The 13,842-nt window shown below is 38.8% G+C and carries 11 protein-coding genes; 5 read left to right on the top strand and 6 right to left on the bottom strand.

All coding sequences use genetic code 11. The features are described 5' to 3' along the window. Positions 1-132: 132 nt before the first annotated feature. Complete coding sequence (locus AC0L3W_RS08635; protein WP_290041601.1) at positions 133-1,167, top strand: adenosine deaminase; 1,035 nt, start codon at positions 133-135, stop codon at positions 1,165-1,167. 35 nt (positions 1,168-1,202) lie between these two features. On the opposite strand, the gene AC0L3W_RS08630 is transcribed toward AC0L3W_RS08635, so the two are convergent. Further along, positions 1,203-1,658: an Lrp/AsnC family transcriptional regulator gene (locus tag AC0L3W_RS08630; RefSeq protein WP_409439163.1), complete on the bottom strand. Its 456-nt coding sequence runs from the start codon at positions 1,656-1,658 to the stop codon at positions 1,203-1,205. Between the two features lie 149 nt (positions 1,659-1,807). Here AC0L3W_RS08630 and AC0L3W_RS08625 point away from each other — a divergent pair, with 149 nt between their 5' ends. Continuing rightward, the gene (locus AC0L3W_RS08625; RefSeq protein WP_417698265.1) at positions 1,808-2,722 is read left to right on the top strand and encodes a DMT family transporter; all 915 of its coding nucleotides are present in this window, start codon (positions 1,808-1,810) and stop codon (positions 2,720-2,722) included. Positions 2,723-2,750: 28 nt separating this feature from the next. Beyond that, positions 2,751-3,923: an amino acid aminotransferase gene (locus AC0L3W_RS08620; protein ID WP_409439165.1), complete on the top strand. Its 1,173-nt coding sequence runs from the start codon at positions 2,751-2,753 to the stop codon at positions 3,921-3,923. A gap of 110 nt (positions 3,924-4,033) precedes the next feature. Here AC0L3W_RS08620 and AC0L3W_RS08615 read toward each other — a convergent pair whose 3' ends face one another. Further along, positions 4,034-5,548 carry a DUF3943 domain-containing protein gene (locus AC0L3W_RS08615; RefSeq protein ID WP_409439166.1) on the bottom strand — a complete coding sequence of 505 codons (1,515 nt, stop codon included), beginning with the start codon at positions 5,546-5,548 and terminating at the stop codon, positions 4,034-4,036. Positions 5,549-5,823: 275 nt separating this feature from the next. Here AC0L3W_RS08615 and AC0L3W_RS08610 point away from each other — a divergent pair, with 275 nt between their 5' ends. After that, positions 5,824-6,864 (top strand): acyltransferase, encoded by a 1,041-nt coding sequence (locus AC0L3W_RS08610; protein ID WP_409439167.1) that lies wholly within the window; start codon positions 5,824-5,826, stop codon positions 6,862-6,864. Between the two features lie 88 nt (positions 6,865-6,952). On the opposite strand, the gene AC0L3W_RS08605 is transcribed toward AC0L3W_RS08610, so the two are convergent. The 4 genes from AC0L3W_RS08605 to cmoA form a co-directional block, all read right to left on the bottom strand. Then, a complete protein-coding gene (locus AC0L3W_RS08605) occupies positions 6,953-9,031 on the bottom strand; it encodes a cation:proton antiporter (RefSeq protein WP_290041608.1) in 2,079 nt (692 codons plus the stop codon). A gap of 240 nt (positions 9,032-9,271) precedes the next feature. Continuing rightward, positions 9,272-9,862 (bottom strand): CoA pyrophosphatase, encoded by a 591-nt coding sequence (locus AC0L3W_RS08600; protein WP_409439168.1) that lies wholly within the window; start codon positions 9,860-9,862, stop codon positions 9,272-9,274. Positions 9,863-10,028: 166 nt separating this feature from the next. Further along, the gene (cmoB, locus tag AC0L3W_RS08595) at positions 10,029-11,015 is read right to left on the bottom strand and encodes a tRNA 5-methoxyuridine(34)/uridine 5-oxyacetic acid(34) synthase CmoB (protein ID WP_409439169.1); all 987 of its coding nucleotides are present in this window, start codon (positions 11,013-11,015) and stop codon (positions 10,029-10,031) included. A 35-nt stretch (positions 11,016-11,050) separates the two neighbouring features. Beyond that, on the bottom strand, positions 11,051-11,785 hold the full coding sequence (gene cmoA, locus AC0L3W_RS08590) for a carboxy-S-adenosyl-L-methionine synthase CmoA (protein WP_409439170.1): 735 nt from the start codon (positions 11,783-11,785) through the stop codon (positions 11,051-11,053). Positions 11,786-11,957: 172 nt separating this feature from the next. Here cmoA and aspS point away from each other — a divergent pair, with 172 nt between their 5' ends. After that, positions 11,958-13,739 carry an aspartate--tRNA ligase gene (gene aspS, locus AC0L3W_RS08585; protein ID WP_409439171.1) on the top strand — a complete coding sequence of 594 codons (1,782 nt, stop codon included), beginning with the start codon at positions 11,958-11,960 and terminating at the stop codon, positions 13,737-13,739. The last annotated feature ends 103 nt before the right edge of the window (positions 13,740-13,842 follow it).

Here is a 13,842-nt window from a genome sequence, read left to right as displayed (position 1 = left end):
GTTAAGTTATACAACACAAGCTTTAATTGCCATCCACTCTTTTTACCTGTTTTTTAATAGAAAAAGCCGAGTTTATTTTATTATCGACTGAAAATTGGTTATCTTAGCTTATGTCATTAAAAAGAGAATATTATGTCGAATTCAATTCCCCAAACAGAAAATACATTGGTTTTATCTCCTTGGCTCAATCAATTACCTAAGGTTGAGCTGCATTTACATTTAGAAGGTAGCTTAGAGCCGCAAATGTTATTTGATTTAGCTGTCCGTAATAACGTCGCTTTACCCTATGCAAATGTGCAAGAGGTGACAAAAGCATTTCAATTTACGCAGTTGCAAGATTTCTTAGATATTTATTATCAAGCGGCGCAAGTATTAATTACCGAGCAAGATTTTTATGATTTAACTTGGGCTTATTTAGTCAAGTGCAAAGAACAAAATGTATTACATGTTGAGCCATTCTTTGATCCACAAACTCATACTGATCGCGGTGTTTCTTTTGCTACTGTGATTAATGGTATTAACCGAGCGCTATCCGATGGTCAGGAAAAGTTAGGTATAAGCAGTGAGTTAATCATGTGTTTTCTGCGTCATTTAGATGAACAAAGTGCTTTTGATACATTAGATCAAGCGATGCCTTTCTTAGAAAAAATCAAAGGCGTTGGGTTAGATAGTTCTGAGTTAGGCCACCCACCTGAAAAATTCAGTCGCGTTTTTGCTAAAGCGCGTGAGCTTGGGCTGTTAACTGTTGCACATGCTGGTGAAGAGGGGCCTGCAGAGTATATTTGGACTGCTATTAATGACTTAAAAGTGTCTCGTGTAGATCATGGTGTGGCTGCGATTCAAGACCCTGAGTTAATTACCTACTTGCAACAAACTCAAATGCCACTCACTGTGTGTCCATTATCTAATACTAAGTTAAAAGTATTTGAGCATATGCAACAACATAATATTTTAGATCTATTAGCATTAGATATTTGTGTCACGGTTAACTCTGATGATCCATCTTACTTTGGTGGTTACATGACAGAAAACTTCGAAGCGCTTGCTCAGGCTTTGGATATGAATCAAACGCAAGCGATCAAGTTAGTAGAGAATAGTATTACAGCCAGTTTTTGCGATGAGCAGCGCAAGCAAGAGTTAACTAAGATCTTAAATGATTACCAGTAAAACCTTATTCCAGTAAAGTTTACTCTATTCATACGCTATTTATAGATAGGTAAAATACGCTGTGTATTTAACTGTCTGACCGATAAATGCGTATGGATATCTTTGACGCTAGGTATTTTATGTAGCTTAGTGGTAAAGCCTTCATATCCTGTAAGATTTGGAGTGGCCACCTCAATCAGGTAATCATATGCACCAGAAACAATGTGTGCATTAACGACTTCTTTCATTGCTAATAACGCTGTTTCAAATTCCTCTATCGCCTTTTCTTGATGGCGATTTAAACTAACCTCCACAAAGAAAGTCATATTGATACCCACCTGAGCCTTATTTAAGTTTGCTTGATAATCTTGTATGTAACCTTCCTCTTCTAAGCGCTTTAAACGTCTTGCGCAAGGGGAGGGCGATAAGCTCACTTTATCAGCAAGATCTGCTATTGAGATACGACCTTCTTTTTGCAATAGGGTCAATATATTACGATCTATTTTATCCATGATTATCTCGTTTGGTGTTTTAATGCGCATAACTATATATTATTAACTTTTTAAACTAAATAGTTTTTGAATTAAACGTTATTTGAGTGATAAGAGCGTTGTTTTTGATGAATAATATGTTTATTGAATTTAAACTGGAACCATCAAATATGCTTAATACACAACGAGCCTATGGCGATAAATCTCAAGTTTCATTTTTATCTCCTACGGTATTAGGCTATGCCGCGATGACACTGGTGTTACTCATTTGGTCTAGCTTTGCGCTATCGATTCGTACTATAGAGGCATCAACTTTAACCATTGCCGATGTTGCTTTATTACGCTTTATGGTTCCCGCTTTATTACTCGCTCCTTGGGCTGCAAAGCATCTAAAAACCATTAAACTAATTAAGTTTACAGATTTTGCACTTATTTTATTAGGCGGGATTCCCTTTGTTTTCCTTGCAGCATTAGGTGCTATAAGTGTACCTACTGCCTATGTTGGTACCATACTTGCTGGAACACCTGCTTTGTTTGTATCTATTATTAGTGCCGTTTTTCTTGCTCAAGTGATTTCGAAAAAGCGTATGTTCCCGTTGTCTCTTATATTACTTGGGGTATTAGTCATGATACTCAGTGGACAAAAGGTATTGTCATTACAAACCTTAACTGGATTTGGTTTTTTATTTATGGCCAGTAGTTGCTGGGCCATTTTTGCTATCACCTTAAAACGAGTAAATTTAAAACCGGTGGCTGTGGTAATTATTTTGTCTTATTGCTCAGGTTTTATTATGTTAGTCCTAATCAGCTCTGGTATGGTAGACAGTGAGTTAGGTCACTTCTCACTACAGCAAGCGTTACCCTTTATTGTTATTCAAGGTGTTGGTATTGGCGTCGTTGCGACTATCTGTTTTTCCTATGCGGTTAATCAATTAGGCGCTAACCAAGCATCAGTATTAGGCTCTCTTTCACCTGCTATTACTGCTTTATTAGCCGTACCAATATTGGGTGAACCTCTATCGTTGTTTATTGGTTGTGGTATTGGGCTAACCATTGTTGGCGTTATTTTATCTCATCGTTGTTAAGTTATATTTATCTAAGGAAATCGAAGATATGTTAGAAAATTTACCTGTTGTTCAAGGTGATCCTCTTTGGGCATTATTACATCAGTTTAATGCAGATACGCGTACTCAAAAAATCGATATGTTGGTTGGTGTTTATCGTGATGAAAGAGGTCAAACTCCTGTAATGCAACAAGTACAAAAAGCGGAATTAAAACTAGCTAAAGAGGCGGCGTCTAAAAGTTATAAAATGTTATCGGGTAACCTTGAGTTTAACGACCATATCGCTAAATTTGTATTAGGTAATAGCCCTCGACTTGACGAACAGTGCACTATTCAAACTGTTGGTGGCTCAGGCGCATTAAGAGTACTTGCAGACTTAATCGCAACATTATCACCAGATGCTGTGGTTTGGAATACTGAGCCTGGTTACCTTAATCATCGTCCAATTATGGAGGGGGCTGGCTTAACTGTTTCGCCTTTTCGCTGGCAGCATAATGGTGGCATCTTAGATATTGAAACCTGTTTTGAAGATTTGGCTGATGCTAAAGAAGGTGACATCTTAATATTACATGGTAGCTGTCATAACCCTTCTGGTGTGGATCCTTTAATTGAACAATGGCAACAATTTATTGATTTTTGTATTGCCAAAAAAGTCGTTCCATTAATTGATATCGCTTATCAAGGATTTGGTGTGGGACCAGAGGAAGATGCTGCTGGGTTACGTTTATTTGCTGAGCAAGTGGACTTAATGTTGGTAGCAACAAGCTGCTCAAAAAATATGGGGTTATATTGTGAGCGTACTGGTGCTGCAATGGTATTAACCAGTGATAAAGCACAACATCAATCATTGCGTACGTTATTAGAGCGCATTACCCGAGCTAATTACTCTATGCCTCCTAATCATGGTTCTGCAGTAGCCTCATTATTGTTTAACGATCCTGAGGCTTGGTTAGACGAGTTAGCAGTGTGCAGGAATCGTATCAATGATCTCCGTATTGCATTAGGTCAGTTATTATCTGAGATGGATGCGGATGAGTCGTTGCAAGCGGTCACAAGACAAAAAGGGATGTTTTCCATGTTGCCATTAACTGCTGAGCAGATGATTGCATTACGTGAAAAGCATGCTATTTACGGGATGTTGAACGGACGTATTAATATTGCTGGTTTAAAACAAGAGCAAGTGAGTTATCTTGCGAATGCATTAATCGATGTAATGAAGTAAGGCTCACTTTAAGGGCTTCATTGGATATTGTTTACTCAGTGCTTTGAGCACTGAGTAAACCTTTTACCTTGAACCTTGTACCTTGAACCTTGAACCTTGTACTTTTTAGCTTACTGCTCACCTTCACCAAAACGGTAAATAATCTTACCTGTCATTAGTTGGTCATGGCTGCCTGCATCAGAGGTAAAGTAGTTGATGAGGTCAGCTTGTAATGCCCATTTTTCATTTAAGCGGTAATGTAATCCAACACCAGCATTAATTTGTAAGTTATATTGGTCATCATCTTTATCCCAAATTTCTTCACCGATACCTGCTGTTAGGTAAGGACGCAGGTTAGCTTGACTGTTGAAGTAATATTGTCCATCAACACTAAATGATTCATAAGTGTAATCTGGCGCAACAACCCCTTCGAATAATTGCGTTGAGTTGTAGTTCAAACGAGCTGAAAAAGCACGAGAGAAGTATAAACCTAAGGAGAACTGCGCATATTGTTGATTGATCAGCTGACGCTTGTTATCAAAATTAAGGTAACCAGCCCCTAAACTGAATCCAATAATGCCAGTGTTAACAGGATCTTTTGAGTGACCAAATGAGTATCCATCATTAACTTTGCGTCTACCACTGATCTGCGATTGTGCTGGGCTAGTATTATTGCCGATAGCATAGTTAACTTGGAACATGATCTGTTTGTCATTAGGAATATTGCCAGATTCATCTTGTTCCGTTAAGCGAATATAACCTGTACCTGCTTTGATTAAGTCAGCACCAAAAAAACGGTTAAAATTACGTCCAATAGAATCAATTGGATCCAGTAAAAATAGCGCGGTGTTGCCTAAGTATTCACTGCCCATCACAGTGCCACCGCCAGCCCAAATTTCACGTTCTTTATTAAACGCCCATTCACCATAAACCCAGCCTAATACAGGTGTGATCACAATATCTTGCATAGACGGTGTTTCAGCAAAGGCTTCAACGCCATATTCCCAAAATACAGTGGACATTAATGCTGAGTATAAAAATGCATCCCATTGACGATAGCCAGATTTACGAGCCGTTTGATAGTAAGCACCACCAAAGAAAGGGTGCATGACATAATTTAATATCACGTCATCACGATCCCAAACGGGGCCATCGGTAACGTTATCTATCCATTTTTGAGCAAAACTATCATCATCGTCGCTATTCCAGTTAGTAACAGATTCTGGCATCACTGCCAGTGCTGAAATAACACCTAATCCATAGTAAAAAATAGAGTTAGTTTGTGAGACTAAGCGAGCTCTATCTTCACCGTGTGTTGGTGAAAAGAGTGATACAGTATAAGGATTATCGTAGAAGCTTTCTGGCACATCAAATTGTTCCCAAGATGAGTTGGTAAACGACGTTTGGTAGGCAGTTTCTTCTTTTGTCGGTTCAACAGGCGTTAGTTCTGGTAAAGGCTCAATAATTTCTTGGTCAGTACCTGTGTACTTTAGGGATTGTTGTAATTGGTTTTTTTCTGCTAGTGGTACTTGGCTAGACGTATGAATATTTTCATCTTGCTTGTCATCTTCTGCGGCTAATAAATTTGGAGTCATTAATGCTAATAAACTACAAAATAGATAAGTTCGATAATGTTGGTTGATCAAAAGTAAATCCTTTTAGACTATTTAAACGTCTAGTAATTAGTCTTAGATATTTACTTTATTTAACAATATAAGCGTAATAACAGCGACTGAGTGACAAGGGGAAAAAGTGCGCTTATTATCACGTTTTTTCACCTTTCTGCAATGTTTCATTTTTTAAAACTGTTCTAATTCATTGATTTTTTACTATTCATCCAGTGTTATTTTTATAATATTTGTTATGAACTTAATAATGATTGTGAACTCTACTTTTTATGTTTATTTAATTAGGTAAATCTATGCAGGCAGCGCGTCCTTCTATTTTTTATATCGACTTGTTACGTTTTATTGCGGCTATTGCTGTGGTAAGTATTCATGTATTAGGGCCTTTTCGTTATTTATATGGTGAGATCCCGGATCTAGAGTGGTTAGCTGCCGCTGGCACAAATAGTGTCACAAGGTGGGCAGTGCCTGTGTTTATGATGATCAGCGGAGCGCTGCTGCTCTCAAGTAATAAAGTCTTTGAGTGGCGTTATTATTTAACTAAGCGAGTGAGTAAGGTCGTTATTCCTTTTATCGCTTGGACCATTATCTATGCGCTGGTGGGGGGCTTTATGCTCGATGGTATTTATTCTGGTGATTGGCAAAGTGATAAAGCATTAGATATATTAATAAATTCACCCACTGAACCTGTTTGGTATCACCTGTGGTTTTTCTATGACTTTATTCCTTTATATTTTGTAATCCCATTTTTATTGCCTCTATTAAAACAAGCTACACCCGATCATATTAAATTAGCACTGGCCTGTTGGTTAGTATTATTGACTATGCATTGGTTAAAAGTAGGGGACGTGTTACAGCAAAATCTTGTGTTATATACGGGATATTTAGTCTCTGGTTGGTATTTATTCAATCGAGATAATCGCCCTCAGTTAAAGTTATGGGTGATTGCTGGTGTTGCTATGTTGTTATTAAACTTTATTGGGACTTGGTATTTAGCCTTGGAAGAGGGGAAATATCGTTCGTTATTTATGGGTTATAAAACGTTGAATACTGCAGTGATTGCGGGCATGTTATTTGTTCTTGCTCAAACTTATGCAGAACGGATCCAAGGTAAGTGTCGTGCGCTAGTGACCTTGATTTCCACTTATAGCTTAGGGATTTACCTAATTCATCCATTATGGCTAATTCCCATTAGAAACCTAAGCAATGGATATTATGATCTCTTTATGACTAATTGGATTGCTATTCCGATGTTAACGATTATCGCGTTAGTTTTATCTTTATTCAGCACTATGTTATTGGTAAAAATTCCATTATTGAAACGTCTCGTCCCTTAAAAATGTGCGCAGATAGAAAAAAGCGATGCCAATAATATGAATCAATATTAGCGACATCGCTTAATAGGTGTTTAAACGTTTTTAGTGATTAGTTTTTATTAGCAAGTGTTTCATCTTTGATGCTTTCTTCCACTATCTCAGTCGTTTCATCATCTAATTTAGCCGCCTCTTCTGCGGCTAATAAACGCGCTTGCTCTTCTTCTTCCTCTAAGGCTTTACGGCGTGCCTTTTCAGCTGCTCGTTGTTTTGCTTCTTCAGCTTCTCGCTCCGCTCTTGCTTCGGCTGCAATGATAGCTGCAGCTTTTGCCTCTGCTTTGGCTAAGGCTTTTGCTTGACGTTCAGCTTCTTCATCTAATGCTCTTTGCTCAACTGCTCGATCTTGTGCTTCCTGTGGTAGTAAACTGATTAATTCAATACCAATGGGGAAGTTAACATTTGTTAATCCTGATACCACATGCAGCTCACCTTCTTTGGTGATATACAAAAGTGGCATTGCCGTTTCGCCGTAACGTTTCTTGAATCGTTCAAAAGCAAAGTTTTCGGTAATATTAGTGACTTTAATGATTGCACCTTTCGCCATTAAACTTGCCAGCTTGGCGTAAGAAACACCTTCACCAAATAAGCTTAAACGTTTTAAATAACTTTCCGATAACTGGTGACGTGCGCTACTGATATCAGGGTTATTCAAACCAAATACTTTCTCTGTACCAAACAAGTCTTGGAAATGGAAAGTCACTAATGGGTTTAATTGTCGATAAGGAGACATGACTAGTACTCGTCCAATACCACTTAAATCCATAAAGTTACTGGCGTGCTCTGAGGCTGGGTTGCCAAAGTAAACGGGGATATTCTGCATACGTGCTTTACGAATACTGTCCCAGTTATTATCCGTTAGAATCACTTTGATATTTTTGGCAATTAATAGTTTAGCGAGCTCACGTGAGAAGGTAGACGCACCAAACATTAATAAGCCTTCATTAGAGCCTTCTTTCACACCTAAAAACTTCGCCCAAGGCCCAGCGGTTAAACTTTGAATGACCACGGTCCCAATGATGATTAAAAACACTAAAGGTACGATTGAATCAGCTCCGTCTAAACCTACTTTTTCTAACTTAATAGCAAATAAAGATGAGATAGCAGCAGCAACAATACCGCGTGGCGCAACCCAACTTAAGAACCATTTTTCTTTGGTAGAAAGGTTCGTGCCTAAGCCTGAGATCCAAACACTCAGTGGCCGGGCAATGAACATCGCTACCAATAATACCCCTATACCACCAAATCCAAGATCAAGCATTGCACTTGAATCAAGGCGTGCAGCTAATAGGATAAACAGCGCTGAAATAAGTAGTACGGTTAATGTTTCTTTGAACTCTAAAATATCTGCAATATCAACACCGCGCATATTTGCTAACCAAATGCCCATGACGGTAACGGTTAATAACCCAGACTCTTCTTGGATGATATTAGATGCAACAAAAATACCCAGCATAATGGTTAATACAGCGGTGTTACGTAAGTAATGTGGGAATAAATTTTTACGAATCGCGATACCAGTTAAGTAACCAGTGACAGCACCAGCACCAAAGCCAAGCGATAAAGTGATCCCTAAAGATTGTAAAACATGAGACGTTGGGTCGGCATTAACCGCGATATATTCAAAAACTAATACCGCTAATAATGCGCCTATAGGGTCAATTACAATCCCTTCCCAGCGTAAAATTTTAGCCAAGCTAGATTTAGGTTGGACAGTACGCAGCATCGGCACAATTACCGTTGGGCCTGTTACCACAACAAGTGCGCCAAATAACATTGCGATTGACCATTCAAAGCCTAATAAATAGTGAGCGGCGGGGGCAATACAAGCCCAAGTGATAAAAGCACCAATTAACACCAAGTGACTGACCATTCGGCCGTGTTCTTTAATCTCTTTAAAATTAAGGGTTAATGCACCTTCAAATAAAATGACGGCTACACCAAGCGATATAATTGGGAATAACAGGTCTCCGAATAATTCATCGGGGTTTAATACACCCATCACTGGGCCCATTAAAAGCCCACATAATAACAGTGGTAAGATTGCAGGTAGATGAAGTTTCCAGCCTATCCATTGACACAAAAGCGATAGCACACCGATTAATGCCAGCATGCCTGTGATGTGTTCAACCATATATATTTCCTTTTACAAATTATGTTGCTATACCAAGATAGAATATCTTGTTGTTGTGAAGATGAGATGAAACCAATACTGCGATATATTTTCCTTTGTTTTTTATCTGTTGGTTATACTACTTGAAAGCAGGCTAAGATCAGCTAAACCTGACAACCTAGTTAATTTTTATCTGCTTATATTACCACTTTAGTTAGTTTTTTATGCTATTGATTATAGATGGGGCTATTTGTCGTCGCTTCAACCCTGTAAATGTTGTTGTAGATTAATAATCATTTGTGCGGTTGCTCCCCAAATTAAATGGTCTTGATAAGCGCAGCAATAGGTAAAGTGACGTTTACGATTGGCCACTAAATGTTGCTTAACAAAATTATCATTGTTTAACAGATAATTGAAAGGCACTTCAAAGCAACTTTTTACTTCACTTTTATCAATGACCACTTGCTCATGATGCGCAACAAAGCCAATAAAAGGCGTAACATGGTAACCACTGGTAGTAGTGATCCCCGGTAATCGGCCAACTAGCTGGATATTGTCTTGTGCAATACCTATCTCTTCTTCAGTTTCTCGTAATGCGGTAGTTGCTAATGACAAATCAATTGTTTCAAAGCGACCTCCGGGAAAACTGACTTGTCCGGGGTGATGCCTTAAGTGTAAAGCGCGTTGCGTTAATATCATCTGCAAACCATTACTTCTTTGTATTAAAGGCATTAATACCGCGGCTTTTTTAAGTGGCTGTTGTTGAGGTTGAAGTTGTGCGAGATGAGTAGAAGGAGCGGTTAAATTTGCTTGCTGCAAAATAAAACGGTTTAGAAATTCCTGTCTATTCATCTGTTATGCTTCTCCCAACCTTATAAAATCAAGTATTAAAATAGGCTATATCATCAATGAATACAATATAATCATACAGCCGATAAGCATAGAGAGAGTAGTGAAGTGCCTATTATTTTTCAGAGAATAGTAATAAACACTTTGTTTCTTTTATCTAATGAGGCATTTAATTAAGTGGCTTTACTGCTTTTTTAGCAATTAATAGGGCGCGTTTAGGGGCAGGGTGACCTTCAACCGTTTTTGTTGGATCATTAGGATCTAAGTAATCTTCAAGGGATTCATTTTTCATCCAAGCGGTACTGCGTTGCTCGCCGGTTAACGTGTCATTAATATCTACAATACGTACATCTTCAAAGCCACATTTTTCAACCCATAACTTAAGCGCCTCTGCACTTGGTAGGAACCAAATATTACGCATTTTTGCATAACGGTCTGCAGGCACCAATACATCGTCTTTATCGCCTGCAATGACTAATGTTTCTAATACCAGTTCACCACCTTCCACTAACTGATCTTGCAGTTGCGTAATATGGTCCATTGGCGATTTACGGTGATATAAAACACCCATCGAAAATACCGTATCGAAAGCTTCAAGTTTAGGTAACTCTTGAATGCCTAAAGGTAACAGATGGACGTTTTGATCTTTATTAGCAAAGTGTCTTACTGCTTCAAACTGACATAAAAATAATTCACTTGGATCAATGCCTACAACAAATTCTGCACCTTCGCCACGCATACGCCACATATGGTAACCACTGCCACAGCCTACATCTAACACATAACGGTATTTAAGCGGGCTGATATGCGGTAAAACACGATCCCATTTCCAGTCACTGCGCCACTCTGTATCAATATGCACACCGTGAATATGGAATGGGCCTTTACGCCATGGGTGGAATTTTTGTAGCAGATTTTCTAACTTTTTAGTTTCACCCGTTGATAATTCACTGCCATTACCAATACGCACTTCGTCTTGTAACTCGATGTGCTCCGTTTTAATAGTAGGAAACTTATTTAATACGCGTATCCAACTCGCTAACGTACCGTGAACATGCGTATTTTCCCAGTCATGTAATTGTGCGGGTAAGTCGCGTAACCAATGGCTTAAACGGTTTTTAGCAATGATGCTGTAGAAGTTACTGAAGTCGATCATGTGTTGCCTTGCTGTCTTGTTATAACGAGTGATGATTAATCTTTAATACTGATAATGGAACCAAAGTTAAAGCATTGGTACCAAAGGTCATTATGTTTAAAACCTGCTTCTTCAAGACGTTGATAATGTTGTTCAACGGTATCGGAAATCAATACATTATCTAATGAAGAACGTTTTTGGCTGATCTCTAATTCGCTGTAACCTTGGCTTCGTTTAAAGTCTAAGTGCAAATCGATTAAAAGCTGGTGGCTTGTTGGATCCTCAAAAATAAATTTTTCAGACAAAATTAAAACACCACCCGGTAATAAGCCGTTATAAATATTGGTTAATAATGATAAACGCTTTTCTGGTGTTAAAAATTGCAGGGTAAAGTTTAATACTACAACCGATGCATTCTCAATCTTGATATTACAAATATCATCTTGCAATACCATCACCGGCACATCTGATTTATAAGCATGAATATATTGTTGGCAGGTTTCCACCATCGCCGATGAATTATCCACGGAAATTATCTGGCAGCCTTGTTTATCTGCTAATCCTCGACGCATAGATAACGTCGCAGCACCTAATGAACAACCTAAGTCGTATAAGTTAGAGTTATCTTGCGCACAGCGTTGAGTGATCATCGCAATACTATTAATAATTTTTTCATAACCCGGTACCGAGCGTTTGATCATATCAGGGAAAACTTGCACCACTTGCTGATCAAAGCTAAAGCTATCCACTTTTTGTAAAGGTTGACTAAAAATATTATCGGTTTGGCTCATAGGGCTACCTAATTTATTTAAGGTTTAAACTGGTTGTTAGTATTGTATTGCCGCGCATTTTACTTAAATTGTGTGGCAGGGTCATTTTTTTATTTAGCCATATGCCTCAAGGGCATTTTCTTTTATAATGTGTTGAATTATTTTGTAATGTATTTAAAAACAGGAATCGATAATGCGCACTATGTATTGTGGTGAAGTGACCGAGGCTAACATTGGTCAAGAAGTTGAATTAGTAGGTTGGATAAACAAACAACGCGATCTAGGTGGTGTAACCTTTTTAGACGTACGTGATCGTGAAGGCATTGTGCAAGTTTTCTTTGATAATGATACGCCTGAAGCAACGGCTATTGCTGCCACTGTTCGTAATGAATTTTGTATTAAAATGAAAGGCGAAGTACGTGCGCGTCCTGAAGGTCAAGTAAACAAAAATATGACCACTGGTGGTATTGAAATTCGTGGTCTTGAGCTAGAAATCTTAAACCGTGCGAAACCATCTCCGTTAGACAGCAACCAAACGAACTCTGAAGAGCAACGTTTACGCTACCGTTACTTAGATCTACGTCGTCCGGAAATGGCTGAGCGTATGGTCTTCCGTTCTAAAGTAAGTAGCTTTGTACGTCGTTTCTTAGATGACAACGGCTTCCTAGACGTTGAAACACCTATCTTAACCAAAGCAACACCAGAAGGTGCGCGTGACTACTTAGTACCAAGCCGTACCCATAAAGGTCAGTTCTTCGCATTACCTCAATCACCACAGTTATTTAAACAACTATTAATGATGTCTGGGTTAGATAAATACTACCAAATCGTTAAATGTTTCCGTGATGAAGATTTACGTGCCGATCGTCAACCAGAATTCACGCAAATAGATATCGAAACGTCATTTATGAGTGCTGATCAAGTGATGGATAAAACGGAAGAGATGGTCGTTAAGCTTTTCCAAGAGATGCTAGATGTTGATTTAGGTTTATTCCCTAAAATGACTTACGCAGAAGCAATGCGTCGCTTTGGTAGTGATAAGCCAGACTTACGTATCGACTTCGAACTAGTTGACGTAGCTGACCTATTAAAAGAAGTAGAATTCAACGTTTTCTCTGGCCCAGCAAATGACGCTGACAGCCGTGTTGCCGTAATCTGTGTACCAGGTGGCGCGTCACTTTCTCGTAAAAACATCGATGAATACGGTAAGTTCGTTAACATCTACGGTGCTAAAGGGTTAGCATGGATGAAAGTGAACGAAGTGGCTAAAGGTCTTGAAGGTGTTCAATCACCAATCGCTAAATTCCTAAACGAAGAGATTGTTGCTGAAATTCTAAAACGCACTGACGCAAAAGATGGCGACATCATCCTATTCGGCGCAGACAAAGCCAACGTAGTGGCAGAAGCAATTGGTGCATTACGTCTGAAAGTTGCAGAAGACCTAGGCTTAATTAAAGATGAGTGGAAACCACTTTGGGTTATCGACTTCCCAATGTTTGAACCACTTGAAGATGGCTCATTAACACCATTACATCACCCATTTACTGCACCAATCAACCTAACGGCTGAAGAATTAGAAGCAAGCCCAGTAGGCGCTATCTCTAACGCTTACGACATGGTACTAAACGGTTGTGAATTAGGCGGTGGTTCTGTACGTATCCACAAACAAGATATGCAAGCAGCGATTTTCCGCATCTTGAACATCTCTGATGAAGAAGCACAAGACAAGTTTGGTTTCTTATTAGAAGCACTACAATACGGTACACCACCACATGCAGGTTTAGCATTTGGTTTAGACCGTCTAGTAATGTTAATGACTAAAACAACTTCTATTCGTGAAGTGATTGCCTTCCCGAAAACAGCATCTGCAGCTTGCCCATTAACCAATGCTCCAGGTTTTGCAAACCCAGCGGCACTGGCTGAGTTAAACATTGCGGTTGTGAAAACTGAAAAAGAAGAATCTAAAGAGGGTTAATCCTTTTTAAAATAACTTTCTTTCTATAGAAGGGAGATAATGTTACTAGTAATGGTAATGTTATCTCCCTTTTTTGTTTGTGCTCTGAGGATGGTTTACTCGT

The organism is Psychromonas sp. KJ10-5 (genome assembly GCF_055808325.1).
The sequence above is the reverse complement of the archived record's forward strand: the minus strand, read 5'-3'. Positions and strand labels throughout refer to the sequence as shown.

Excerpts from the sequence above, each read along its gene's own strand:
- AC0L3W_RS08635 (WP_290041601.1), top strand. The coding sequence starts at position 133 with ATGTCGAATTCAATTCCCCAAACAGAAAATACATTGGTTTTATCTCCT.
- AC0L3W_RS08630 (WP_409439163.1), bottom strand. The coding sequence starts at position 1,658 with ATGGATAAAATAGATCGTAATATATTGACCCTATTGCAAAAAGAAGGT.
- AC0L3W_RS08625 (WP_417698265.1), top strand. The coding sequence starts at position 1,808 with ATGCTTAATACACAACGAGCCTATGGCGATAAATCTCAAGTTTCATTT.
- AC0L3W_RS08620 (WP_409439165.1), top strand. The coding sequence starts at position 2,751 with ATGTTAGAAAATTTACCTGTTGTTCAAGGTGATCCTCTTTGGGCATTA.
- AC0L3W_RS08610 (WP_409439167.1), top strand. The coding sequence starts at position 5,824 with ATGCAGGCAGCGCGTCCTTCTATTTTTTATATCGACTTGTTACGTTTT.
- AC0L3W_RS08605 (WP_290041608.1), bottom strand. The coding sequence starts at position 9,031 with ATGGTTGAACACATCACAGGCATGCTGGCATTAATCGGTGTGCTATCG.
- AC0L3W_RS08600 (WP_409439168.1), bottom strand. The coding sequence starts at position 9,862 with ATGAATAGACAGGAATTTCTAAACCGTTTTATTTTGCAGCAAGCAAAT.
- cmoB (WP_409439169.1), bottom strand. The coding sequence starts at position 11,015 with ATGATCGACTTCAGTAACTTCTACAGCATCATTGCTAAAAACCGTTTA.
- cmoA (WP_409439170.1), bottom strand. The coding sequence starts at position 11,785 with ATGAGCCAAACCGATAATATTTTTAGTCAACCTTTACAAAAAGTGGAT.
- aspS (WP_409439171.1), top strand. The coding sequence starts at position 11,958 with ATGCGCACTATGTATTGTGGTGAAGTGACCGAGGCTAACATTGGTCAA.